Raw genomic sequence first — 23,278 nt, forward strand, 5'->3', positions numbered from 1 at the left:
TGCACTTATGATGGAACACGGTGTAGATCGGGATCGGGGCGGGAGTGCTGAACTATGTCGGGCATGACAAAACTTGCAGGATTGGCGGCGGTTGCATGCCTGGTGGCGCTACCAGGCGTCGCCGGCGCGCAGTCCGGAGCGAGTGTTCCCACACAGGTCGGGCCGGCGCAGGCAAGTCGTCACGCGGCCACCGCGTACGCCGAGACACACCCCGATTCGGCGCCGGCCGGGTCCAATGATTTCGATTGCCGGCCCACAGCCGAGCATCCGCGTCCGGTGTTGCTGGCACACGGAACCGACACTCAGGCGTACACCGATTGGGCAGCTGTGGCGCCGGCGCTCGCTGCCGACGGTTATTGCGTTTTTGTGCTCAACTACGGCGGGGACCCTGAGAAAGACACGTACGGCGTCGGCGACATCGTGACGAGTGCAGGCGAATTCAGCGCTTTTGTCGATCAGGTGAGATCGAGAACGGGCGCTGATCGCGTCGACGTCATCGGATACTCGCAGGGCGCCACCGTAACTCGCTACTACATCAACAAACTTGGTGGTGCGCAGTTTGTCGACCACTGGATCGGGCTGGCCTCGCCGACGTACGGCGGTGTGATGTACGGGCTGGTTCCGCTCGTTCGGGCTGTACCCGGCGGCGAAGAATTTGTCGAAGACACGTTCTCCGTTGCGGTGCGCGAACAAATGGAGGGATCCGATCTGTTGCGCAGTCTCAACAACGGCGCAGACACCGTGCCAGGGGTGCAGTACACCACTATCGGCTCGCGGGTCGACGAAGTGATCCAGCCGTCAGGCAACATCGCGTTGCGGGACCCCGGCGCCGAGAACATCGTCCTTCAGGACCTGTGCCCGCAGAACCTGACCGGGCACTTCCGGATGCCGTACGACCCATACGTGATCGACATCATCCGCACCTCACTCGATCCCGATGCCGAGCGGCACGCGTCGTGCACGACCGTCCCGCTCGGCGCCGATATTCCGCAAGTGGTGATCGACGCCAACTCTTGACGTCGACTGCGACCGGCTACGTCTACTCTGCGAGCTTGGCCGCTGCCTGCGCCCACAGGAAGAACTTGTTGGTACCCAGATCGCGCACCGTCTTGATATTGAATGCGGCCTTCAAATGCTCGGCGTCCGAATCACTTACGCCGTTCAGGGCCGCTACCGGAGCGTCGGCCAAGTCTTCGATGGATTTTCCTGCGTATGCCTTGTCGAACTTGCTGTCGATCCCTGCCATCGAAGTACCTCCGTGTGGTCGGTGCATGTTCTTTCGTGCAGTGCGACGCCCTGTGGCGACGCCAGCAACAGTCAATACCGTCGGTCGGTGAATCTGCAGCGTTCTGAGCAAAGAATTTGCTGAGAATTGCGCGCGACATGCCGCGCGGTACAACCGGGGCTCAGCACTCCCTAGACTGAAGGTTCCATTCGTACAAAAATCCGGGAGCGCTTTCGTGACTTGCAGTCCACCACGTTCGAGCGGCCAGCGAGCTGATCACAGTCTCTGCAGCCCTGAGAACAGGGAGGGCTGACATGCGCGTTGTATTCGCCGGGACGCCGGAACCTGCCGTCCCGTCCTTGCGTCGACTCATCGAGTCGGCCAATCACGAGGTTGTTGCCGTGGTGACGCGTCCTGATGCCGTCGCTGGTCGCGGACGTAAAGTCACCCGGTCACCCATCGGAATGCTCGCGGACGAATACGGCATTCCGGTGCTGACACCCGCCAAGGCGTCCGATCCCGAATTCGCCGCCGAACTGAAGAGCTACGAACCGGACTGCGCGCCCGTTGTCGCCTACGGAAATCTGTTGCCGCAGAACGTACTCGACATCCCGAAGTTCGGATGGGTAAACCTGCACTTCTCGCTGCTTCCGGCGTGGCGTGGTGCTGCGCCCGTGCAGGCAGCGATCAGTGCCGGCGACGAGGTCACCGGCGCCAGCGCCTTCCGTCTCGAAGCGGGTATGGACACCGGACCGGTCTACGGCGTGATGACCGAACGCATCCTTGACACGGACACTGCCGGTGATCTCCTGGGGCGGCTGGCCGATGGCGGCGCCGCCCTGCTCGAATCCGTGCTCGACGGAATCGAAGCCGGCGCGATCACGGCAGTTCCACAGTCCGACGACGGCGTCTCGTACGCCCCGAAGGTGACCGTCGACGCGGCCCGCGTGCGCTGGGATCGTCCAGCTGCGGCAGTTGACCGTCACATACGGGCCGTCACGCCTGCACCAGGTGCGTGGACGATGATCGGTGATCTGCGGGTCAAGCTCGGACCGGTCACCGTCACCGACGACGTACTGGCAGTGGGCGAGATCGCAGTACGCAAGGACGGTCTTTACATCGGTACCGCTACGACGGCGGTGCGACTCGGGCAGATACAGCCCCCGGGCAAGAAATTGATGTCGGCAGGGGACTGGGCACGCGGTGCCCGACTCGACGCGGAGGTACGAGCAGCATGACCGAATCACGACGACCAGCCCGCCAGGCCCAAGGCCCCGGCGACAAGCGCAACGGGTCGCGAAACAACAAGCCGAAGCAGGCCAAGCGCCCAGATCCGACGGCTGGACTCGATCAGCCGCGTCTCGCAGCGCTCGACGTGCTGCGAGCGGTCCGCGAGCGCGATGCCTACGCAAACTTGGTTCTGCCCGGATTGCTGCGCGATCGCAAACTCGACTCCCGCGACGCTGCCTTGGCAACCGAACTGGCGTACGGCGCCGCCCGCGCACAGGGGCTGCTCGACGCCGTGATCGTGCACGCGTCTGGTCGCCCGATCGAGGAAATCGACGGCAACCTCCTCGACGTGCTGCGGTTGGGTTCCTACCAACTCCTCCGCACGCGCGTCGCTCCGCACGCTGCCGTCGCGACGTCCGTCGATCTTGCACGCGCTGAATCCGGCCAGGGTCGAGCAGGATTCGTCAACGCGGTCCTGCGCCGGGTTTCCGAGCGCACGCAGGAAGAGTGGGTGGAACTGCTGGCGCCGAAGGACACGATCGGGCATCTCGCGTTCGAGCACGCTCACCCCGTGTGGATCGCTCAGGTCTTCGCCGATTCGCTCGGCGCTGCGGCCGGTGAACTCGAAGACGTCCTGATCGCCGACGACGCCCGTCCCGCCGTGCACCTCGTTGCGCGTCCCGGCGAAATCTCGGCCGAAGAACTGGCACTGGTCACCGGCGGCGAGATCGGCCCGTACTCGCCGTACGCCGTCCATCTCGACGGCGGCGATCCCGGCCAGCTCGACGCAGTGCGTCAGGGATTGGCAGGCGTGCAGGACGAAGGCAGCCAACTGGTTGCCCGGGCGCTGTCCATCGCACCGCTCGACGGCGAAGACAACGGCCGCTGGCTGGATCTCTGCGCCGGTCCCGGCGGTAAGGCGGCACTCCTCGGAGCGCTCGCCGGCATCGAAGGTGGGCGCCTCGACGCCGTCGAGCCCGTCGCTCACCGCGCTGAGCTGATCCGCAAGACCACCCGCGAGCTACCCGTCGACGTACACGTTGCAGACGGCCGCGAGTCCGGCCTCGAACCCGGATACGACCGCATCCTCGTCGACGCACCATGCACCGGGCTGGGCGCGTTGCGTCGGCGTCCGGAAGCGCGGTGGCGTCGTCAACCGTCGGATGTGGCCCCGCTCGTGAAGCTGCAGCGCGAATTGCTGGCCGCAGCAATCGAATTGGTGCGTCCCGGCGGCGTGGTGTTGTACTCCACCTGCTCGCCGCACCTGTCGGAAACGCTGGCCGTTGTGGCCGATGCGGTCCGCCGTCACGGCGTCGTCGAACTCGACACCAAGGAACTGGTGCCCGGTGTGCCGGACGTCGGAGACGGCAATTCGGTTCAGCTGTGGCCGCACCGGCACGGCACGGATGCCATGTTCATGGCGGCGTTGCGTAAGCCGCTGGCGTAGGCAACTGTGCGCCTTTGTTAACCGCGGGCGGTTAACAAAGGCGCGCAGGGGTGGGGAGGTGACTTCCGGCCCTCGGAGTCGTATGGTTCCCTCCATGGTTACGTGGGAACAGGTTGTCGTACTCGCTTCGGCGCTTCCGTGTGTGGAGGAATCGACGTCGTACAACACCCCGGCACTCAAGGTGTCAGGCAAGACATTTGCGCGCTTGCGGACCGAAGCCGAGGGCGCTTTGGTCGTGATGTGCGGGTTGGACGAGAAGGAAGCTCTGCTCGCCAGTGGTGAAGCACCGTTCTTCACGACGGATCACTATCACGGGCACGGTTCGATCCTGGTGCACCTCGAACTGATCGAGGAAGATCAGTTGGCCGAGATGCTCGAGGATGCCTGGCGGATCAAGGCTCCGTCGAAGGTGCGTAAGCTGCGCGCCGCAGTCAAGCACTGACAGATTTTCCGACGCACCGACGGGCGTGCGCAGGGGCGCAGATGCCACGGCTAAACTCGGGCACGTGGCTTCCCCGATGATTGCACCGTCCATTCTGTCCGCCGATTTTGCACGCCTCGCCGACGAAGCGGCCGCTGTTGCCGGTTCCGACTGGCTTCACGTCGATGTGATGGACGCGCATTTCGTTCCGAATCTGACGCTGGGTCTTCCGGTGGTCGAAAGCCTGCTCAAGGCAACGGATATTCCGCTCGACTGCCATCTGATGATCGACAACCCCGAGCGTTGGGCACCGCCGTACGCCGAGGCAGGCGCCTACAACGTCACGTTCCACGCCGAGGCCACCGATGATCCGCGTTCGGTTGCCCGCGACATTCGCGCTGCCGGATCCAAGGCGGGCCTGAGCATCAAGCCGGGAACCGACATCGAGCCCTACCTCGAAATCCTCAAGGATTTCGACACGTTGCTGATCATGAGCGTCGAGCCGGGCTTCGGCGGCCAGTCCTTCATGCCGCAGGTGCTCGAGAAGGCTCGCACGATTCGCAAGCTCGTCGATTTGGGTGAGCTGAAACTGCTCGTCGAGATCGACGGCGGCATCAACGCGGACACGATCGAACAGGCCGCCGAAGCGGGCATCGACTGCTTTGTCGCCGGCAGCGCTGTGTACGGCGCGAGCGATCCGGGCGAAGCGGTACGCAAGCTTCGCGCGCAGGCAGCATCCGCGTCACCGCACCTGACGCTGTCGGTCTGAGAACGCCGGCGATGGCAAAATCTGTTCCGGTGTCGAGTGCTGATCTCGACGCCGCAATGCAGATCGCGTTGACTGCTGCTGATTCCGCACGCGGGTTCACCAGCCCCAACCCGCCGGTGGGTGCCGTCATCCTCGCTGTTGACGGAACCATTGCCGGCGTGGGCATGACCCAGCCGCCCGGTGGTCCGCATGCGGAGATCGTGGCCCTCACCGAAGCCGGCCGGGCAGCGCGCGGCGGCACGGCCGTAGTCACACTCGAGCCCTGCAACCATCAGGGGCGGACGGGGCCGTGTTCACAGGCGCTGATCGACGCCGGTGTCGCGGCCGTGGTCTATGCGGTCGGCGACCCCAATCCTGAAGCGTCCGGCGGCGCCGCGACGCTGATGCGGGCCGGAATCTCGGTCACGTCCGGGCTACGCGCCGCAGAGGTCGAAGCCGGTCCACTGCGCGCCTGGCTGCACAAACAGCGCACCGGCCGTCCCCACATCACGTGGAAGTACGCGGCGAGCCTCGACGGGCGCAGCGCTGCCGAAGACGGCACCAGTCAATGGATCACCGGCCCGGTCGCCCGAGCGCGAGTACATGCCCAGCGGGCGCAGGTCGACGCAATCGTGGTGGGCACCGGCACGGTCTTTGCCGACGATCCCTGGTTGACCGCGCGTCAGCCGACGGGGGAGCTTGCGGCCCACCAGCCCGTGCGCGTAGTAGTCGGCAAGCGTGAAATACCGTCGACGGCAAGGATTCTCGACAGCTCGGCGTCGACGCTCGTCTTGAACACCGAGAGCATCGACGAGGTTGTCGAGGCGCTCTCCGAATACACGGATGTGCTGCTCGAAGGCGGACCGCGTCTGGCGGGCGCATTCCTGGCCGCCGGGTACGTCGACGTTATCGAGGCGTACATCGCTCCGATCCTGCTCGGCGCGGGAGCGTCGGCGCTGGTCGACGCGGGTGTGCACACCATCGCCGATGCTCGCCGGTTCCGTTTGGAGTCCGCGGTAACGATCGGCCCCGATATTTTGTTGAGTCTGGTTCCGGAGAATTCCGCTCCGGGGAACGAGGAGTAGGCACGCGTGTTCACTGGAATTGTTGAAGAGCTTGGCGAAGTTGTCGCCAAGGAAGAACTGGTCGACGCGGCGCGCTTCACGGTGCGCGGACCGCTGGTCACCTCCGATGCCGGTCATGGTGATTCCATCGCGGTGAACGGCGTCTGCCTCACCGTTGTCGACGTCCTCGCCGACGGTTCCTTCACTGCAGATGTCATGCAGGAGACGCTGAACCGTTCGAGCCTCGCGAGCCTGGCGGTGGGCAGCCGCGTGAATCTCGAACGCGCAGCAGCACTCAACAGTCGTCTCGGTGGTCATCTCGTGCAGGGCCACGTCGACGGTACCGGCCACGTCATTTCGCGTTCGCCGTCCGAGAACTGGGAGGTCGTGCGCATCTCGCTGCCCGATTCCATTTCGCGTTACGTGGTGGAGAAGGGTTCGATCACCGTCGACGGTGTGTCCCTGACGGTGTCGGCGCTGGGCGGTGAGCGTGGGTTCGAGTACTTCGAGATCTCACTCATCCCGACCACGTTGGAGTTGACGACGCTCGGAACCGCGACCATCGGCACTCCGGTCAATCTCGAGGTTGACGTGATCGCGAAATACGTCGAACGGTTGCACGCTGCCGGTAGGTAGGACCGCCTCGATCGGGCCTTGACGGACGGTCGTAGGGTTGGTAACAGGCTTGGTCAGTAGGCTTGGCCAGTAGGGTTGTCGGTGCATCTACATCGGATGTACTCGTTGTTTTCGATGATGACTAATAGTCAAGACTTTGGAGTGCGAGCACGTGACCAGGTTCGACAGTATCGAGCGGGCAGTAGCAGACATCGCTGCAGGTAAAGCTGTTGTCGTTGTGGACGACGAGGACCGTGAGAACGAGGGCGACCTCATCTTCGCCGCGGAGAAGGCCACGCCGGAACTGGTGGCGTTCATGGTTCGGTACACGTCCGGGTATCTCTGTGTTCCGCTCGACGGCAACGACTGCGACCGTCTCGGCCTGCCCCCGATGTACGCCACCAATCAGGACAAGCACGGCACCGCGTACACGGTGACCGTCGACGCCCGTGAGGGAATCGGTACCGGTATCTCGGCCTCGGATCGCGCTGCCACCATGCGTCTGCTTGCCGATCCCAACACCGGTGCCAACGATTTCACCCGTCCCGGTCACGTCGTTCCGCTACGCGCGAAGGAAGGCGGAGTTCTCCGTCGTCCCGGACATACCGAGGCTGCAGTCGATTTGGCTCGCATGGCTGATCTGCGTCCCGCCGGTGTCATCTGCGAAATCGTCAGCCAGAAGGACGAAGGCGCGATGGCTCAGACCGACGAGCTGCGTGTCTTTGCCGACGAGCACAACCTGGCGTTGATCTCGATCGCCGATCTCATCGCGTGGCGTCGTAAGCACGAAAAGCACGTCGTGCGCGTTGCCGAAGCCCGTATCCCGACGCGTCACGGTGAGTTCACCGCAGTCGGCTACACCAGCATCTACGACGAGGTCGAACACGTTGCGCTCGTGCGCGGCGACATCGCCGGCCCAGACGGTGACGGCAGCGATGTTCTCGTTCGCGTGCACTCCGAGTGCCTGACCGGTGACGTGTTCGGCTCACTGCGGTGCGATTGTGGCCCGCAGCTCGATGCCGCCCTCGACATGGTGGCGCAGGAAGGTCGCGGCGTCGTTCTGTACATGCGTGGACACGAGGGTCGCGGAATCGGCCTGATGCACAAGTTGCAGGCCTACCAGTTGCAGGACGCCGGATCCGATACCGTCGACGCCAATCTCGAGCTCGGTCTCCCCGCGGACGCCCGCGACTACGGTATCGGCGCGCAGATCCTGGTGGATCTGGGCATTTCGTCGATGCGTCTGCTGACCAACAACCCGGCCAAGCGCGTGGGTCTGGACGGTTACGGACTGCAGATCACGGATCGGGTTCCGATGCCACTGCGCGCGAACGCCGAGAACCTCACGTACCTGCGCACCAAGCGCGACCGGATGGGTCACGATCTGATCGGTCTCGACGAGTACGAAGCTGCTCAGGAAGCGGTCAAGCAGGACGGTGCGGTATGAGCGGTGAGGGACAGCCTCAACTTGCAATCGCCGAGGCCAAAGACCTGAAACTGGCGATCGTTGCCGGTCAGTGGCATGCGACGATCTCCGAGGCGTTGATTGCGGGCGCTCAGCGTGTGGCCGCCGAGGCACAGATCAAAGATGTGACGTTGATCCGCGTCGCCGGTGCCATCGAACTGCCCGTGGTTGCGCAGGCGTTGGCCAAGACCCACGATGCCGTCGTTGCGCTCGGTGTTGTCATTCGTGGTGGTACGCCGCATTTCGAGTACGTCTGCGACGCCGTGACCGCTGGTCTGACGCGGGTCTCTCTCGACGAGAGCACACCGGTCGGCAACGGCGTCCTGACCACGGATACCGAACAGCAGGCCCTGGACCGTTCCGGTTTGCCCGGTAGTGTCGAGGACAAGGGTGCGCAGGCCTGTGCCGCAGCATTGGACACGGCGGTCACCTTGCGCCACTTACGACAGCCATGGACTGAGGATTCGTTTCGATGAGCACACCTGACGACAACTGGGAACTGATCGCGAAGCCGCGTAAGTCGGCGCGGTATGCGATCGGGGTTGCGGTCCTTCTGGTCGTCGTCCACGTCACACTGGCAGTTTCCTTGCGAAGCGGATCGACGGGCGTGTACTTCCGTGCGGCAGATCAACTTGCCATGGCTACCATCGGCTGCGTCCTCGCCGGTGGTGTGCTGCTGCTCACCCGTCCGCGGGTGCGAGTCGGTCAGCGGGGCATTGCGGTTCGCAATATTCTCGGCGAGAAGATCGTCGAGTGGGATCTGTTCGAAGGCCTGTCGTTCCCCGACGGTGCGGCGTGGGCCCGGATCGAGCTGCCGGACGACGAGTACATGCCGGTCATGGCGATCCAGTCCAACGACCGCGAGTACGCGGTGGACGCTGTCGTGAAGCTGCGCGAAATCGCAGGCCGTTACGCCCCGGCAGCCCAGGGAAGCAACTGACGTTCGCCTGACCGATTCGCCGCACACCACCAGTGTGTTTCCGAATCGGTCGGTGCCGACGACTAACGTGGAACTGTGCCGGATCCCTCGACTTATCGCCCCGCCACCGGAACAATCCCGGTGGCGCCTGGCGTCTACAAATTTCGTGATCCGCATGGCCGGGTCATCTACGTCGGCAAGGCCAAGAGCCTCCGCTCACGTCTGAACTCGTACTTCGCGGACGTTACGACGCTCCATCCCCGTACCCGGCAGATGGTGACCACCGCCGGCAGTGTCGAGTGGACGGTCGTCAGCACCGAAGTCGAAGCGCTGCAACTCGAATACAACTGGATCAAGGAATTCGATCCACGGTTCAATGTCCGCTATCGCGACGACAAGACATACCCCGTTCTAGCGGTGACGCTGAACGAGGAGTTTCCGCGGTTGTTCGTCTACCGCGGTCCCCGGCGCAAGGGCGTCCGATACTTTGGCCCGTACTCGCACGCGTGGGCCATCCGAGAAACACTCGACCTCCTACTGCGGGTTTTCCCAGCCCGCACGTGTTCCGCCGGAGTGTTCAAGCGCCACAACCAGATCGGCAGACCCTGTCTGCTCGGGTACATCGACAAGTGTTCGGCGCCGTGTGTCGGCCGTGTCAGTCCTGAGGAGCACCGACAGATCGTCGAGGATTTCTGCGACTTCCTCGCCGGTCGGACCGACAAGTTGGTGCGCGACCTCGAGAAGAAGATGCAGCAGGCGTCCGATGATCTCGATTTCGAGACCGCGGCGCGGCTGCGCGACGACATCGGAGCCCTCCGGAAGGCACTCGAAAAGCAGGCCGTGGTGCTCGGCGACGGCACCGATGCCGACCTCGTCGCGTTTGCGACCGACGATCTCGAGGCCGCGGTGCAGGTCTTCCATGTGCGCGGCGGCCGGGTGCGTGGCCAACGCGGCTGGGTCGTGGAGAAGGCCGGCGACGCCATCGACTGGGCTGCTCTCGATGCAGACTCCGACCTCCCGATTCTGGTCGAGCAGTTCTTGACCCAGTTCTACGGTGAGCAGGCATCTCTCGAACCGGGTAGCAATCCCGAATCGGGTTCGAGCGCCGTTCCCCGTGAAGTGCTGGTTCCGGTGCTTCCGCCCAACGCCGCCGAGATCCAGGTGTGGCTCAGTACCCTTCGTGGTTCTCAGGTTCAACTGCGCGTTCCGCAGCGCGGCGACAAGAAGGATCTCGCCGAAACCGTACAGCGCAATGCGAAAGAAGCTCTGGCGCAACACAAACTCAAGCGAGCCGGAGATTTCACGTCACGGTCGGCCGCACTTCAAGGTATCCAGGAAGCCCTCGATCTGGACTCGGCTCCGCTGCGTATCGAGTGCGTCGACATCAGTCACGTTCAGGGCACCGACGTGGTTGCATCGCTCGTCGTGTTCGAGGACGGCTTGCCCCGCAAATCCGATTACCGTCACTACGCGATCAAGGAAGCTGCCGGCGACGGGCACTCGGACGACGTCGCGAGCATCGCCGAGATTACGCGTCGACGGTTCCTCCGCCACAACCGTGACCTCGGGATCCTGGCCAATTCGGCCGCGGGTATGGACGCCGACGGCGGCGATCTGGCACCGGAGGCGGCGATCGATCCTCAGACCGGACGCCCTCGGCGCTTTGCGTATCCACCGAATCTGTTTGTGGTCGACGGCGGCGCGCCGCAGGTCAATGCCGCCGCTGCCGTGCTCGACGAGCTCGGTGTCACCGACGTCGCCGTTGTCGGGCTCGCCAAACGACTCGAAGAAGTGTGGGTTCCCAACGAAGAGGATCCGGTGATCCTGCCTCGGACCAGTGAATCGCTGTACTTGCTGCAACGGATCCGCGACGAAGCGCACCGCTTTGCCATCACCTTCCACCGCAGCAAGCGTTCGCGGCGGATGACGGCGTCGGTGCTCGATTCGGTCAAGGGACTGGGGGAGACCCGGCGGACCGCTCTCGTGTCCCATTTCGGTTCCGTGGCAAAACTCAAGACCGCGACCGTCGAGGAGATCATGGAAGTACCCGGCATCGGTGCCGCCACGGCGCGGGCGGTCCTCGACGCGTTGGGCGGCGAACCTGCGCAGACCGCCAACCAAGCGGAAGCGCTACCGGCCGGGGTAGGGGATGATAAACAGGACGTGGAGTTCGAAATGTCGGATCAGTTGGTTCGGCAGGTGCCGGACTCCGTGTCGAGTGAACCATCCATATCGACGACAGGGCAGAGTGCCGAGTGACCACAGACAGCGCAAACGACAGCCGAACCATGGACTTTCTACTGGTCACGGGACTGTCCGGCGCCGGACTCAGTACTGCAGCCAAGGTGCTCGAAGACCTCGGCTGGTATGTGGCGGACAACTTGCCGCCTGAATTGATCTCGCGGATGGTGGGATTGAGCCTGACGTCCGATCCACCGGTCGACCGACTTGCCGTGGTCATCGACGTGCGGTCTCGGTTGTTCACCGGTGATCTCGGCTCGGTTCTCACGGAATTGGAAGCCGCGCCGATCCACACGCGTGTCCTGTATCTGGAGGCGTCCGACGACGTTCTGATCAGGCGGTTCGAGCAGGTCCGCCGTAGTCACCCGCTGCAGAACGAGGGTGTCGACGGCACACTCGCCGAAGGTATCGCGGCCGAGCGTCGGCAGCTGGCCGTGGTCAAGGCCGCCGCCGACTTGGTTATCGACACGTCTGCGCTCAAGGCGCATCAGTTGCGGCAGAAGATCGAAACGGCTTTCGGGGTCGAGGCGAACCGAACCATGAAGGTCACGGTGCAGTCGTTCGGCTTCAAATACGGCTTGCCCATCGACGCGGACCTCGTGTGCGACGTGCGTTTCCTGCCGAATCCGCACTGGATTCCCGAACTCCGTGATCACACGGGCCAGGAGGCCGGAGTCCGCGATTACGTCCTGTCGCAGGACGGTGCCGAGGACTACCTCGACACCTATCTGCATCTGCTCGAACTGACGATCGCCGGATATCGTCGAGAAGGAAAGCGCTACATGACAATTGCTGTGGGCTGCACCGGTGGCAAGCACCGAAGTGTGGCCATGTCCGAAGCTCTCGCACTCAAGTTGGGCAACGAGGCCGATATCGCGGTCAGCATCGTGCACCGAGATCTGGGCCGCGAATGAACGGATCGACGCAGCAGGATCTTCGGGAACCCGCAGTTGTCGCTCTTGGTGGTGGGCACGGATTGTTTGCGACGCTGCAAGCTGTTCGCCGGTTCACCGTCGACGTGACTGCGGTGGTCACCGTCGCGGACGACGGCGGTTCGTCCGGCCGCTTGCGCGCTGAACTCGGTGTGATTCCGCCTGGTGATCTTCGGATGGCGTTGGCGGCGTTGGCTGCCGACGAACCGGAGGTCAGGGACTGGACGCGCACCATCCAGCATCGATTCGGTGGTGTGGGTGCGTTGGCCGGGCATTCGGTGGGCAACTTGATTCTGGCCGGCCTCACCGAGGTGCTCGGTGACCCGGTCAAGGCGCTGGACGAGATGGCGCGACTGTTGCGGGTGCGTGGACGAGTGCTGCCCATGTCGCCGATCGCGCTCGACATCGAAGCCGACGTTCAGGGTTTGGAGGAAGACCCGCGCGTCAGTCGCTGTATCCGCGGTCAGGTCGCTGTGGCGACCACGCCGGGAAAGGTACGACGCGTACGCCTGTTGCCGGCCAGTCCGCCCGCGAGTCCGGACGCGGTGGATGCAATCGGGCGCGCTGACCTCGTCGTGCTCGGGCCTGGTTCGTGGTTTTCCAGTGTCATCCCACACGTGCTCGTCCCGGAATTGGTGGAGGCTCTCTCGTCCACCGAAGCCCGAAAGGTGCTCGTTCTCAATCTCGCCCCGGAACCAGGGGAGACCGCCGGATTCTCGGCCGAGCGTCATCTGCACGTACTCTCCCAGCATGTGCCCGATTTCCGGGTCGATTACGTCGTCGTCGATTCCGCGTCGGTTCCGCCGGGGCGCGAACGTGAACATCTGGCGCGGGCGGCGCAACAATTCCAGGCCGAAGTCCGATATGCGGATGTCGCCGACACCGCAGCGGGGTCGGCACATATCCACGATCCGGTGAAACTCGCCGAGGTCCTCGTCCAACTGGCCGGGCGGACAAGCGCTCTCGAACCCGCCAGCGGGGTCGGCACCGATCATTCAGCAGCAGAACAGAGGGAGAACACTTCGTGGCAATGACAGCGGAGGTCAAGGACGAACTGAGCCGGTTAGTGGTGACTCAGGTCAGCTGCCGAAAGGCTGAGGTCTCCGCACTACTCCGATTTGCCGGTGGACTCCACATCGTCGGCGGCCGGGTTGTCGTGGAGGCCGAGGTGGACCTGGGTTCCACCGCACGCCGACTTCGCCGCGAGATCTTCGATCTCTTCACGTACAGCGCCGACGTCCACGTGTTGAGCGCCGGTGGGCTCCGCAAATCAGCTCGATACATCGTGCGTGTTGCCAAGGAAGGTGAAGCCCTCGCCCGCCAGACCGGACTACTCGACCTGCGTGGCCGGCCGGTCCGTGGCTTGCCCGCTCAGGTTGTCGGCGGAAGCGTCGGCGACGCCGAAGCAGCTTGGCGCGGAGCGTTTCTCGCGCATGGTTCCCTGACCGAGCCCGGCCGGTCCTCGGCGCTCGAAGTGAGTTGCCCGGGACCCGAAGCGGCACTTGCGCTGGTCGGTGCTGCTCGGCGCCTGGGTATCTCGGCGAAGGCTCGCGAAGTTCGCGGAACAGATCGTGTCGTGATCCGCGACGGTGAGGCGATCGGCGACCTCCTGACTCGGATGGGCGCTCAGGACACTCGGCTCGTCTGGGAAGAGCGTCGGATGCGCCGCGAAGTGCGGGCAACAGCCAACCGCCTCGCGAACTTCGACGACGCCAATCTGCGACGCTCGGCCCGGGCTGCGGTGGCGGCTGCTGCGCGTGTCGAACGGGCCCTGGAGATCCTCGGTGAGGACGTTCCGGATCATTTGGCAGCTGCTGGTGCCCTGCGCGTCGAACATCGCCAGGCGTCGCTCGAGGAGCTGGGACAGCTGGCCGACCCGCCGATGACGAAGGACGCTGTCGCGGGACGTATCCGGCGTCTCCTGTCGATGGCCGATCGCAAGGCGAAGGAAACTGGCATTCCAGACACGGAATCCGCAGTCAACTCGGAGCTACTCGAAGAGGGATGATGGTCCCTCGCCAGCGGGGTCTTCAGGGTGGGCTGCGCACTCTGGAGCCAAGCACATTAGGGTAAGGGTCACATCGACCGATGAACCCCACGTCCGCGTCGTGCACACACGGATTCGGAACATGCGTGGGTCAAGTTGCACACCAGAATCATGGTCTAAGGAGCGAATTGTGACTGTCCGGGTTGGCGTAAACGGTTTCGGCCGTATCGGACGTAACTTCTTCAGGGCGGTGGATGCGCAGAAGGCGCTCGGAACCACCGATATCGAGATCGTGGCGGTCAACGACCTGACCGACAACGCGACACTCGCTCACCTGCTGAAGTACGACTCCATCCTCGGCCGTTTGCCGTACGACGTGTCGCTCGACGGTGACGACACGATCGTCGTCGGCGATCAGCGCATCAAGGCCCTCGCGCACCGCGGCCCCTTGAACGAGCTTCCCTGGGGCGAGCTGGGCGTCGACGTCGTCGTCGAGTCCACCGGCATCTTCACCGACGCTGCCAAGGCCAAGGGACACCTCGAAGCCGGCGCGAAGAAGGTCATCATCTCGGCTCCGGCCAAGGGTGAAGACATCACCATCGTCATGGGCGTCAACGACGACAAGTACGACGGCAGCCAGAACATCATCTCCAACGCGTCGTGCACCACCAACTGCCTCGGCCCCATCGCCAAGGTTCTCGATGACGAGTTCGGCATCGTCAAGGGCCTGATGACCACGATCCACGCGTACACGCAGGATCAGAACCTTCAGGATGCTCCGCACAGCGACCTCCGTCGCGCCCGCGCAGCCGCTCTCAACATCGTTCCGACCGGCACGGGTGCAGCCAAGGCAATCGGCCTGGTTCTCCCGCAGCTGCTCGGCAAGCTCGACGGATACGCGCTGCGCGTGCCGATCCCCACGGGTTCCGTCACCGACCTCACCGCGAACCTGAAGAAGTCGGCTACCGCCGACGAGATCAACGCCGCGATGAAGGCTGCAGCCGAGGGCCCCCTCAAGGGCATCCTCAAGTACACCGATGCACCGATCGTCTCGTCGGACATCGTCACCGACCCGCACTCGTCGATCTTCGACTCGGGTCTGACGAAGGTCATCGACGACCAGGTCAAGATCGTTTCCTGGTACGACAACGAGTGGGGCTACTCCAACCGCCTCGCCGACCTCATCGGCCTCGTCGCCAAGTCACTCTGAGCGGAGTTTCGATAACAGTGGCAGTTCAGACGCTGAAGGATCTGCTGGACGCTGGGGTCGAGGGGCGCACCGTACTGGTGCGGTCCGACCTCAACGTCCCGTTGGATGGCGGAGAAATCACGGACCCGGGCCGCATCGTCGCGTCCGCTCCCACCTTGCGGGCACTTGCCGAGGGTGGAGCGAAGGTCATCGTGACCGCGCACCTCGGGCGCCCCGACGGTCAGCCCGACCCCAAGTTCTCCCTCGCACCGGTTGCCGCGAAGCTGGCCGAAATCCTCGGTCGCAACGTGCAACTCGCCGGTGACGTCGTGGGACAGGACGCGCTGGCTCGTTCCGAAGGACTCACCGACGGTGACGTCCTGATGCTCGAGAACATCCGTTTCGACCCTCGCGAGACCAGCAAGGACGAAGCCGAGCGGGTCAAGCTCGCCAAGGCTCTCGTCGAGCTGGTCGGTGACGACGGCGCATTCGTCTCCGACGGATTCGGTGTTGTTCACCGCAAGCAGGCGTCGGTCTTCGACGTCGCGAAGCTGCTCCCGCACTACGCGGGTTACCTGGTCGGCGCCGAGGTCGAGGTGCTCGCCAAGCTCACGCAGGACGCAGCGCGTCCGTACGCGGTGGTGCTCGGTGGCTCCAAGGTTTCGGACAAGCTGGCTGTCATCGAGGCGCTCGCCCCCAAGGTCGACACACTGGTGATCGGCGGCGGAATGTTCTACACGTTCCTCGCGGCTCAGGGTGTGTCCGTGGGCAATTCGCTGTGCGAAGAGTCCATGATCGAGACCTGCAAGGGTCTCCTCGACCGGTACGCAGACGTCATCCACATCCCTCAGGATGTTGTTGTCGCGGACTCCTTCTCGGCTGATGCCGAGTCGAAGATCGTGCCCTTCGACAAGATTCCCGACGGCTGGATGGGTCTGGACATCGGACCGGAGTCGGTCAAGCGCTTCGCCGCGATCCTGACCGGAGCCAAGACGGTGTTCTGGAACGGCCCGATGGGCGTGTTCGAGTTCCCGAAGTTCGAGGCAGGCACCCGTGGTGTTGCCGAGGCAATCGTCGAAGCAACCGCCAAGGGCGCGTTCAGCGTTGTCGGCGGCGGCGACTCAGCTGCGGCTGTCCGTCAGCTCGGAATCCCGGACGAAGGCTTCTCGCACATTTCCACCGGCGGCGGCGCTTCCCTCGAATACCTCGAGGGCAAAGAGCTTCCCGGCATCGCAGTACTGGAAGGCTGATCCGACATGGCACGTAAGCCGTTGATCGCCGGCAACTGGAAGATGAATCTGAACCACCTCGAGGCTATCGCCCTGGTGCAGAAGATCGCCTTCTCCTTGCCCGCGAAGTACTTCGACAAAGTGGACGTCACGGTTATCCCGCCGTTCACCGACATCCGTAGCGTCCAGACGCTGATCGAGGGCGACAAGCTCCTGCTCACGTACGGCGCGCAGGACGTCTCCGCTCAGGACAGCGGCGCATTCACCGGCGAGATCAGCGGCTCCATGCTGGCCAAGCTCGGATGCACCTACGTCGTGGTCGGGCACTCGGAGCGTCGCACCCTGCACGGTGAGACCAACGAGCTTGTCCTCGCCAAGACCAAGGCTGCTCTGAAGAACGACCTGACACCGATTGTGTGCATCGGTGAAGGCCTCGAGATCCGCGAAGCGGGCGACCATGTCGCGTACAACGTGGAACAGCTCAAGGGTTCGTTGGCTGGCCTGAGCGCGGAGGAGATCTCCAAGATCGTCATCGCGTACGAGCCTGTCTGGGCCATCGGTACCGGCCGTGTCGCTTCTGCCGAGGACGCTCAGGAAGTGTGCGCAGCGGTTCGCGGCACCATCGCCGAGCTTGCCGACGCAGACGTAGCTGCAGGCGTACGTGTTCTGTACGGCGGTAGCGTCAGCTCCAAGAATGTCGGAGAGATTGTCGGCCAGGCCGACGTCGACGGCGCTCTTGTCGGTGGGGCTTCGCTCAAGGCGGACGAGTTCGCCACGTTGTCTGCGATTGCAGCCGGCGGGCCGCTTCCCAGCTAGCGTGTGATCTGAAACGAACTGTGGGCGCGTAACCGAAATGGTTAGGCGCCCACAGTTTTCTGCATGTGTCAGGCGATCAGTTTCGATCCGAGAGCGTCGATGGTGTCGGTGCTGAGACCGAGTCCGGCGTGTAGATAGTTCTCGATCGAGGAGAAGCTGGCGTCAACCTGCTCGAAGGCCGCACCGAGGTAACTTTCCTCGACAGTCAACATGACACGAACCACGTCGGCCCGACCGATCACTGCCGTTCGAGCAATACGCTCGGCAGCCGCATCGACGTAGGCCGCGGAGTAGGTGTTGGTGAGCAGGTAGTCGTCGACGATGGTTTCCTGCGGCACGCCTGCAAGCGTCTGCAGCAATGCGGCCGCCCAACCCGTGCGGTCCTTTCCGGCGGTGCAGTGGAACAACTGGGGTCCCGGTGTTGTCGCGAGCGCGGTAAGCAACTGGGAGAACCCGGCGCGCGTCGCGTCGTCGGTCACAAAACTGCGATTGAGTTCTCGCATGAACTCCTGCGCAGAGTCGACGGTGCGGATCGCCAGAGCTGCGTTCTGAATTGTTCCCGGAAGAATCGGGATGTGCGTGTACTTCGCGACGGAGAGAATGGTGTCGGGGGTTTCGGCGGCCTCGGCTTCGGAGCGAACGTCGTAGACGGCAGTCAAACCCAATGATTCGACGACAGCCAGGTCCGCAACAGTGGGGGTGAGGACGTTGGCACGGTAGAAGACACCGCGCCGCATGGTGGTCCCGCTCGAAGTCATGTATCCGTTTCCGGCGACGTCTCGGAAGTTGTGGACGGATTCGAGACGCGGAGTGCTCTCGTGTGTTGTGGGACCGGTGGTGTCGGTGTGCATCAGAACAAGCCTTCCGAAGGTGATGTCGCGTCACTTCGAAACTAGCGGGCCGGAAACTCGGAGTTGTGATCGGTACCACCGAACGAGACATCTTGTCGCACGGGTATGTGGTCGAGTTAGCTGTGATCGCCTGTATGGTGTTATCGGTTGTAGTTGTCCCTATTGGATTGGTGGCCGTAGACAGACATGGAACTGTTCTTGGATATCCTGCTGGTCATCACCAGCTTGCTCTTGATTCTGCTGGTGCTGTTGCATCGCGCCAAGGGCGGCGGCCTGTCGAGCCTGTTCGGTGGCGGTGTCCAGTCCAGCCTGTCCGGATCGACAGTGGTCGAGAAGAACCTCGACAGATTGACTGTCTTCACCGCTCTGATCTGGGTCATCTCGATCATCGGCATCGGCTTGGAGATCAAGTTCGCCTGATCGCCACCCGTCACGTCTTTCACCCGGAACCCCGCCATCGAGCGGGGTTCTCGGTTTCCGTTGATAATTGAACAATGACCGAATTTGTTTCGAATCAGCATCGTGAAACGCCACGCGAGGCCACCGAGCCATTGCGTGAAGACATTCGGCTTCTCGGCGGGATACTTGGGCAGATTGTTCGCGAACAAGCCGGCGACACCGTATTCGATCTTGTCGAACGCGCCCGGGTGGAGTCGTTCCGAGTGCGCCGGTCGGAAATTGACCGCGCCGAACTGGTGTCGTTGTTCGCAGGCGTCAGCACCGCCGACGCCATCCCGGTGATCCGGGCGTTCAGCCACTTCGCCCTGCTCGCCAATCTGGCCGAGGACATCCACCGTGAGCGTCGGCGCGCCATTCACATCAATGCCGGCGAACCGCCGCGTGACAGCACTCTGGCAGCCACCTACAGCAAACTCGACGGTGCCGACATCACTTCAGCGACCGTCGAAGAAGCACTGCGCGGCGCCCTCGTCTCACCCGTCATCACTGCTCATCCGACGGAAACGCGTCGACGGACAGTGTTCGAAACTCAGTCCCGCATCACCGAACTGATGCGCTACCGCGAGCGCACAGCCCTGAGCGTCGGCGAAACCGCGGACGTCGACCTGGATTTGCGTCGACAGATTCTCACTCTCTGGCAGACCGCGCTGATCCGGCTCTCGCGCCTACGCATTCAGGATGAGATCGAAGTGGGATTGCGCTACTACGACGCAGCCCTGTTCGAGGTCATTCCCAAGATCAATGCCGAAGTGCGCAAGGCACTTCGAAGCAGATGGCCCGACGCAGATCTCCTGCGTGAGCCGATCTTGCGTCCGGGTTCCTGGATCGGTGGCGACCGCGACGGTAATCCATATGTGACGGGGGAGATCGTGCAACGTGCGACGACGCGCGCTGCCGCCACCGCGATCGAGCATCACCTCGCCGAACTCGAACATCTCGAGCGTGAGCTGTCGATGTCGGCGCGACTGGTCACGGTGACACCGGAATTGGATCTTCTGGCATCGACCTCGGGGGACGATTCGGTGTTCCGGGCGGACGAACCCTACCGTCGAGCCGTCCGGGGAATCCGTGGACGACTCACCGCCACCGGCCTTTCCGTCCTGGGGGAGTTGCCGGCGCACGGCGTCGACTCCGGCCTCGAGGCATACGTCGAACCCGCGGAACTTCAGCACGATCTAGCCGTCATCGACACATCGCTGCGTCGCAACGGTGACGCGGTGATTGCCGACGATCGACTGGAGCGTCTGCGAGAAGCAGTGGAGGTGTTCGGTTTTCACCTTTCGGGGCTGGATATGCGGCAGAACTCGGAAGTTCATGAGAGCGTCGTAGCCGAGTTGTTGGCGTGGTCGGGTGTTCACCCGGATTACTCGTCTTTGTCGGAATCGGAGCGAGTGGACGTGCTCTCTGCCGAACTGACCACCCGTCGGCCGTTGACGTCGCCGGACGCAGAGTTTTCCGAACTGACGACAAAAGAACTGGCGATCATGCACGCCGGTGCCAAGGCGATTCGGGTTCTGGGCGCAGGTGCCGTTCCCAACTACATCATCAGCATGTGCAGCTCGGTGAGCGACATGCTCGAGGCTGCGGTCCTGCTCAAAGAGGTGGGGGTTCTCGATCCGGGTGTCGGCGGCGATCCGTCATGCCCAATCGGCATTGTTCCCTTGTTCGAGACGATCGAGGACTTGCAGGGCGGCGCCGCCACACTGCTGGCCACGCTCGATATTCCGATCTACCGCGCAATTGTCACGTCGAGGGGCAACAGCCAAGAGGTGATGCTCGGGTATTCGGATTCCAACAAGGACGGCGGATACCTGGCTGCCAACTGGGCGCTGTACCGCGCAGAACTCGATCTGGTTGACGCTGCGCGGAAGAGTGGAATCCGGTTGCGGCTCTTCCACGGTCGCGGCGGAACCGTCGGGCGTGGCGGTGGACCCAGCTACGAGGCAATTCTCGCGCAACCTCCCGGAGCTGTCGAAGGTTCGCTGAGGATTACCGAGCAGGGCGAGGTGATCGCAGCGAAGTACGCCGAACCGCGGTTGGCTCATCGCAACCTCGAGACGCTCATAGCAGCGACATTGGAGTCGACGTTGCTCGACGTCGAAGGACTCGGCAACGACGCAGAGGCCGCGTACACCGTTCTGGATGAGCTTGCGGCCCTGGCTCGTACTGCCTACAGCGAATTGGTCCATGACACACCAGGATTCGTTCAGTACTTCGAGGCGTCGACCCCGGTTGCAGAAATCGGTGCACTCAACATCGGTAGTCGGCCCGCGTCACGCAAGCAGACCAAGGCGATCTCCGATCTGCGCGCAATTCCGTGGGTATTGTCCTGGAGTCAGTCACGCGTCATGCTGCCCGGGTGGTACGGCACCGGCGCGGCGTTCGAGCGGTGGATCGACGGCAACCCCGAGCGTGCGGCAACGCTGACCAGTTTGTACGAGAAGTGGCCGTTCTTCCGTACGGTGCTCTCGAACATGGCGATGGTGATGTCGAAATCCGACATGGGCTTGGCGGCCCGCTATGCCGAGCTGGTTCCCGACGTCGAACTGCGTGATCGGGTCTTCGGAATGATCACGGACGAGCATGCCCGAACTGTTCGGATGTACAAGGCGATCACGGGCTACGACGATTTGTTCGCCGACAACTCAGGCCTGGAGCGTTCCGTCCACAACCGCTTCCCGTACCTCGAACCACTCAATCACCTGCAGGTCGAGTTGATCAGGCGCTACCGATCAGGTGACGAGAGTGACCAGGTCAGACGAGGCATTCAGCTGACCATGAACGGTTTGGCGACCGCCTTGCGCAACAGCGGCTAAGTAGCGGTCGTTTTGCCCACGCTGAGGGTTTCTCAGTGTCGCCAGGCGGCGTGAATTTTGTCTTGACGCATCCAGGAATCCGAATTGCCGCATTCAGCAATTGGACGACTGTTCATGTGGTAGACATCACAACGCCTGGCGTAATCGGGACGGCAGACGCAAGCGGTGGATCTCTCACGAGATTCGTTCACCGCGGCGGTTTTCGCGTGCCGTAACGCGCCGAGCCGCCGGCGCTTGCGCCGCGCGACACTGTTGTCTCGAGGAGGCTTGTCTACGATGTCCACTGCGCTGTTGAACACCCCTGGGCCACTCATGCTGGGAGGCGAACCCGCCTCCACTGCGGTTCGCGACTTCGTGCCGATAGCGGCCGAACTTGTGAAGGACTTCTCCCACGCCAGCCCGACCTTCAAAGCCTTCAACATGCAATCCGTGCAGGAAGACATGGTTGCGGTGACGGCGCAGGGATTGCAACTCGCGATCCAGCTCATGGACCACAGGAAACTCCCCACTGACCGCGACCTGGACAGTATTCACACGCTGACAGTTCGGCAGGCCCATAAAGGCGTCCCGCTCAGTGCCATCCTGGCACTGACAGACGAGGGCATCAGTGTCATCCGTAACCGCATCCTCAGCAGGGCGGATGCCGAGGATGCCGCCAACCTCAAGGAGCTCAACCAACTCATTTTCACAGCCGCGCAGCGGCTTCACTCGTTTGTCTCGGTCAGCTATCTGGCCGCGATCCCGGCCGGCGCGCAGCTCGAGGAAAGCTCTGCCGGCGCCCTCGTGAAGGCGATGCTGGACGGTGGCGATCCCACCGAGATCGCGTTGCAGATGGGCATCGAGCTCGCACCCCGCTATCTCGTCCTGCGGCTCCTCGTGAACCTGCCGAAGCCTCGGCCAGGAGCCCGGGACGGCGCGCATCAGCGTCTGCAGGCCTACCGTGATCTGGCCGCGGCACAAGCGAAGGTCGCTGCCCACTTCGGGGCGAAGTTGCTCGAAGCCCCTGCGCCGCAACGCGGCCTTGTTCTGATCGAGGGCACACCTCATTGGGGGTTGGTGTCTGAAGTCGTACGCCAGGCGCAGGCCAAAATCGGGGTGGAGATCACAGCTGTCGGCGAGAATGCCGCACTCGAGGATCTCGCCGCGGCCCAGCGGAGCACTCGCGAGTTGGTCCACCTCGTCCGGAGGTTGGGGCTACCCGCGCAGTCGTACCGGATGGAGGACCTCGCGCTCGAGTATCAGCTGACCCGGAGCGGCCCTGGCCGTGACAGCCTGATCGACCTACTCAGGCCACTGGACAACAACCCTGAACTGTTGCAAACGCTGTCCGTGCACCTGGCGAACGACCAACACCGGCAGCGCACCGCGTCGGCGTTGGGCCTGCACACAAACACTGTCGACAACCGGATCAAACGCATCGCACAACTGACCGGATTGGACCCGACTTTGCCCTCTGAGCTGCTCAAACTGCGCGCCGCGATGATCGCACTGACCTTCGTCAGCACCGATGTGGACGTCCGTCCAGTGAAACTGTGAAAACTCACATAACTCACTAGTAACAATCCACTTTTCACGGTTGGACTCCACCTTTCGGTTGAGAAACAAGTTATAAAAATGTGGCGCG

22 protein-coding genes are annotated in these 23,278 nt (G+C 63.2%); 20 read left to right on the plus strand and 2 right to left on the minus strand.

Features of this window, described 5'->3' with window-relative positions:
- Window positions 1-54 precede the first annotated feature (54 nt).
- On the plus strand, window positions 55-1,017 hold the full coding sequence (locus tag FFI94_RS14545) for a triacylglycerol lipase (protein ID WP_138868487.1): 963 nt from the start codon (window positions 55-57) through the stop codon (window positions 1,015-1,017).
- Between the two features lie 22 nt (window positions 1,018-1,039).
- On the opposite strand, the gene FFI94_RS14550 is transcribed toward FFI94_RS14545, so the two are convergent.
- A complete protein-coding gene (locus tag FFI94_RS14550; protein WP_138868488.1) occupies window positions 1,040-1,246 on the minus strand; it encodes a hypothetical protein in 207 nt (68 codons plus the stop codon).
- Between the two features lie 293 nt (window positions 1,247-1,539).
- Here FFI94_RS14550 and fmt point away from each other — a divergent pair, with 293 nt between their 5' ends.
- From fmt to tpiA, 16 genes are all read left to right on the plus strand, one after another.
- The gene (gene fmt / locus FFI94_RS14555; RefSeq protein WP_138868489.1) at window positions 1,540-2,463 is read left to right on the plus strand and encodes a methionyl-tRNA formyltransferase; all 924 of its coding nucleotides are present in this window, start codon (window positions 1,540-1,542) and stop codon (window positions 2,461-2,463) included.
- Window positions 2,460-3,902, plus strand: coding sequence for an RsmB/NOP family class I SAM-dependent RNA methyltransferase (locus FFI94_RS14560; protein ID WP_138868490.1), 1,443 nt, complete (start codon window positions 2,460-2,462; stop codon window positions 3,900-3,902). The genes fmt and FFI94_RS14560 overlap by 4 nt, the downstream gene beginning before the upstream one ends.
- Window positions 3,903-3,996: 94 nt before the next feature.
- Window positions 3,997-4,344 carry an MmcQ/YjbR family DNA-binding protein gene (locus FFI94_RS14565; RefSeq protein WP_138868491.1) on the plus strand — a complete coding sequence of 116 codons (348 nt, stop codon included), beginning with the start codon at window positions 3,997-3,999 and terminating at the stop codon, window positions 4,342-4,344.
- A 64-nt stretch (window positions 4,345-4,408) separates the two neighbouring features.
- The gene (gene rpe, locus FFI94_RS14570) at window positions 4,409-5,092 is read left to right on the plus strand and encodes a ribulose-phosphate 3-epimerase (protein WP_138868492.1); all 684 of its coding nucleotides are present in this window, start codon (window positions 4,409-4,411) and stop codon (window positions 5,090-5,092) included.
- An 11-nt stretch (window positions 5,093-5,103) separates the two neighbouring features.
- Window positions 5,104-6,156, plus strand: coding sequence for a bifunctional diaminohydroxyphosphoribosylaminopyrimidine deaminase/5-amino-6-(5-phosphoribosylamino)uracil reductase RibD (gene ribD / locus FFI94_RS14575; protein ID WP_138868493.1), 1,053 nt, complete (start codon window positions 5,104-5,106; stop codon window positions 6,154-6,156).
- Between the two features lie 6 nt (window positions 6,157-6,162).
- Window positions 6,163-6,771, plus strand: coding sequence for a riboflavin synthase (locus tag FFI94_RS14580; RefSeq protein WP_138868494.1), 609 nt, complete (start codon window positions 6,163-6,165; stop codon window positions 6,769-6,771).
- Between the two features lie 151 nt (window positions 6,772-6,922).
- Window positions 6,923-8,197, plus strand: coding sequence for a bifunctional 3,4-dihydroxy-2-butanone-4-phosphate synthase/GTP cyclohydrolase II (locus FFI94_RS14585; RefSeq protein ID WP_138868495.1), 1,275 nt, complete (start codon window positions 6,923-6,925; stop codon window positions 8,195-8,197).
- Entirely contained in the window at window positions 8,194-8,691 is a 498-nt protein-coding gene (gene ribH, locus FFI94_RS14590) for a 6,7-dimethyl-8-ribityllumazine synthase (protein WP_033232136.1), read from the plus strand. The genes FFI94_RS14585 and ribH overlap by 4 nt, the downstream gene beginning before the upstream one ends.
- The gene (locus tag FFI94_RS14595) at window positions 8,688-9,155 is read left to right on the plus strand and encodes a PH domain-containing protein (RefSeq protein ID WP_138868496.1); all 468 of its coding nucleotides are present in this window, start codon (window positions 8,688-8,690) and stop codon (window positions 9,153-9,155) included. Before ribH ends, FFI94_RS14595 begins: the two co-directional genes overlap by 4 nt.
- Window positions 9,156-9,230: 75 nt before the next feature.
- On the plus strand, window positions 9,231-11,393 hold the full coding sequence (uvrC, locus tag FFI94_RS14600; RefSeq protein ID WP_138868497.1) for an excinuclease ABC subunit UvrC: 2,163 nt from the start codon (window positions 9,231-9,233) through the stop codon (window positions 11,391-11,393).
- 29 nt (window positions 11,394-11,422) lie between these two features.
- On the plus strand, window positions 11,423-12,289 hold the full coding sequence (gene rapZ / locus FFI94_RS14605) for an RNase adapter RapZ (protein WP_138873189.1): 867 nt from the start codon (window positions 11,423-11,425) through the stop codon (window positions 12,287-12,289).
- A complete protein-coding gene (gene yvcK, locus FFI94_RS14610) occupies window positions 12,286-13,341 on the plus strand; it encodes a uridine diphosphate-N-acetylglucosamine-binding protein YvcK (RefSeq protein ID WP_313905528.1) in 1,056 nt (351 codons plus the stop codon). The genes rapZ and yvcK overlap by 4 nt, the downstream gene beginning before the upstream one ends.
- Window positions 13,338-14,315, plus strand: coding sequence for a DNA-binding protein WhiA (gene whiA / locus FFI94_RS14615; RefSeq protein ID WP_172935629.1), 978 nt, complete (start codon window positions 13,338-13,340; stop codon window positions 14,313-14,315). The genes yvcK and whiA overlap by 4 nt, the downstream gene beginning before the upstream one ends.
- Window positions 14,316-14,484: 169 nt before the next feature.
- Complete coding sequence (gene gap, locus FFI94_RS14620; protein ID WP_033232131.1) at window positions 14,485-15,504, plus strand: type I glyceraldehyde-3-phosphate dehydrogenase; 1,020 nt, start codon at window positions 14,485-14,487, stop codon at window positions 15,502-15,504.
- Window positions 15,505-15,521: 17 nt separating this feature from the next.
- Window positions 15,522-16,733 (plus strand): phosphoglycerate kinase, encoded by a 1,212-nt coding sequence (locus tag FFI94_RS14625; RefSeq protein WP_138868498.1) that lies wholly within the window; start codon window positions 15,522-15,524, stop codon window positions 16,731-16,733.
- A 6-nt stretch (window positions 16,734-16,739) separates the two neighbouring features.
- Window positions 16,740-17,528 carry a triose-phosphate isomerase gene (gene tpiA / locus FFI94_RS14630; RefSeq protein WP_138868499.1) on the plus strand — a complete coding sequence of 263 codons (789 nt, stop codon included), beginning with the start codon at window positions 16,740-16,742 and terminating at the stop codon, window positions 17,526-17,528.
- 68 nt (window positions 17,529-17,596) lie between these two features.
- Here the strand turns inward: tpiA and FFI94_RS14635 are convergent, their stop codons facing one another.
- Window positions 17,597-18,379: a tyrosine-protein phosphatase gene (locus tag FFI94_RS14635; RefSeq protein ID WP_138868500.1), complete on the minus strand. Its 783-nt coding sequence runs from the start codon at window positions 18,377-18,379 to the stop codon at window positions 17,597-17,599.
- 186 nt (window positions 18,380-18,565) lie between these two features.
- Between FFI94_RS14635 and secG the strand changes: the two genes are divergently transcribed.
- From secG to FFI94_RS14650, 3 genes are all read left to right on the plus strand, one after another.
- Complete coding sequence (gene secG, locus FFI94_RS14640; RefSeq protein WP_138868501.1) at window positions 18,566-18,799, plus strand: preprotein translocase subunit SecG; 234 nt, start codon at window positions 18,566-18,568, stop codon at window positions 18,797-18,799.
- Between the two features lie 74 nt (window positions 18,800-18,873).
- Window positions 18,874-21,654, plus strand: a complete 2,781-nt coding sequence (ppc, locus tag FFI94_RS14645; RefSeq protein WP_138868502.1) for a phosphoenolpyruvate carboxylase — start codon at window positions 18,874-18,876, stop codon at window positions 21,652-21,654.
- 276 nt (window positions 21,655-21,930) lie between these two features.
- Complete coding sequence (locus FFI94_RS14650; RefSeq protein ID WP_138868503.1) at window positions 21,931-23,190, plus strand: CdaR family transcriptional regulator; 1,260 nt, start codon at window positions 21,931-21,933, stop codon at window positions 23,188-23,190.
- Window positions 23,191-23,278 lie beyond the last annotated feature (88 nt).

Origin of the sequence: Rhodococcus sp. KBS0724 (genome assembly GCF_005938745.2) — a bacterium.
In the GTDB taxonomy this organism is placed as follows: domain Bacteria; phylum Actinomycetota; class Actinomycetes; order Mycobacteriales; family Mycobacteriaceae; genus Rhodococcus_F.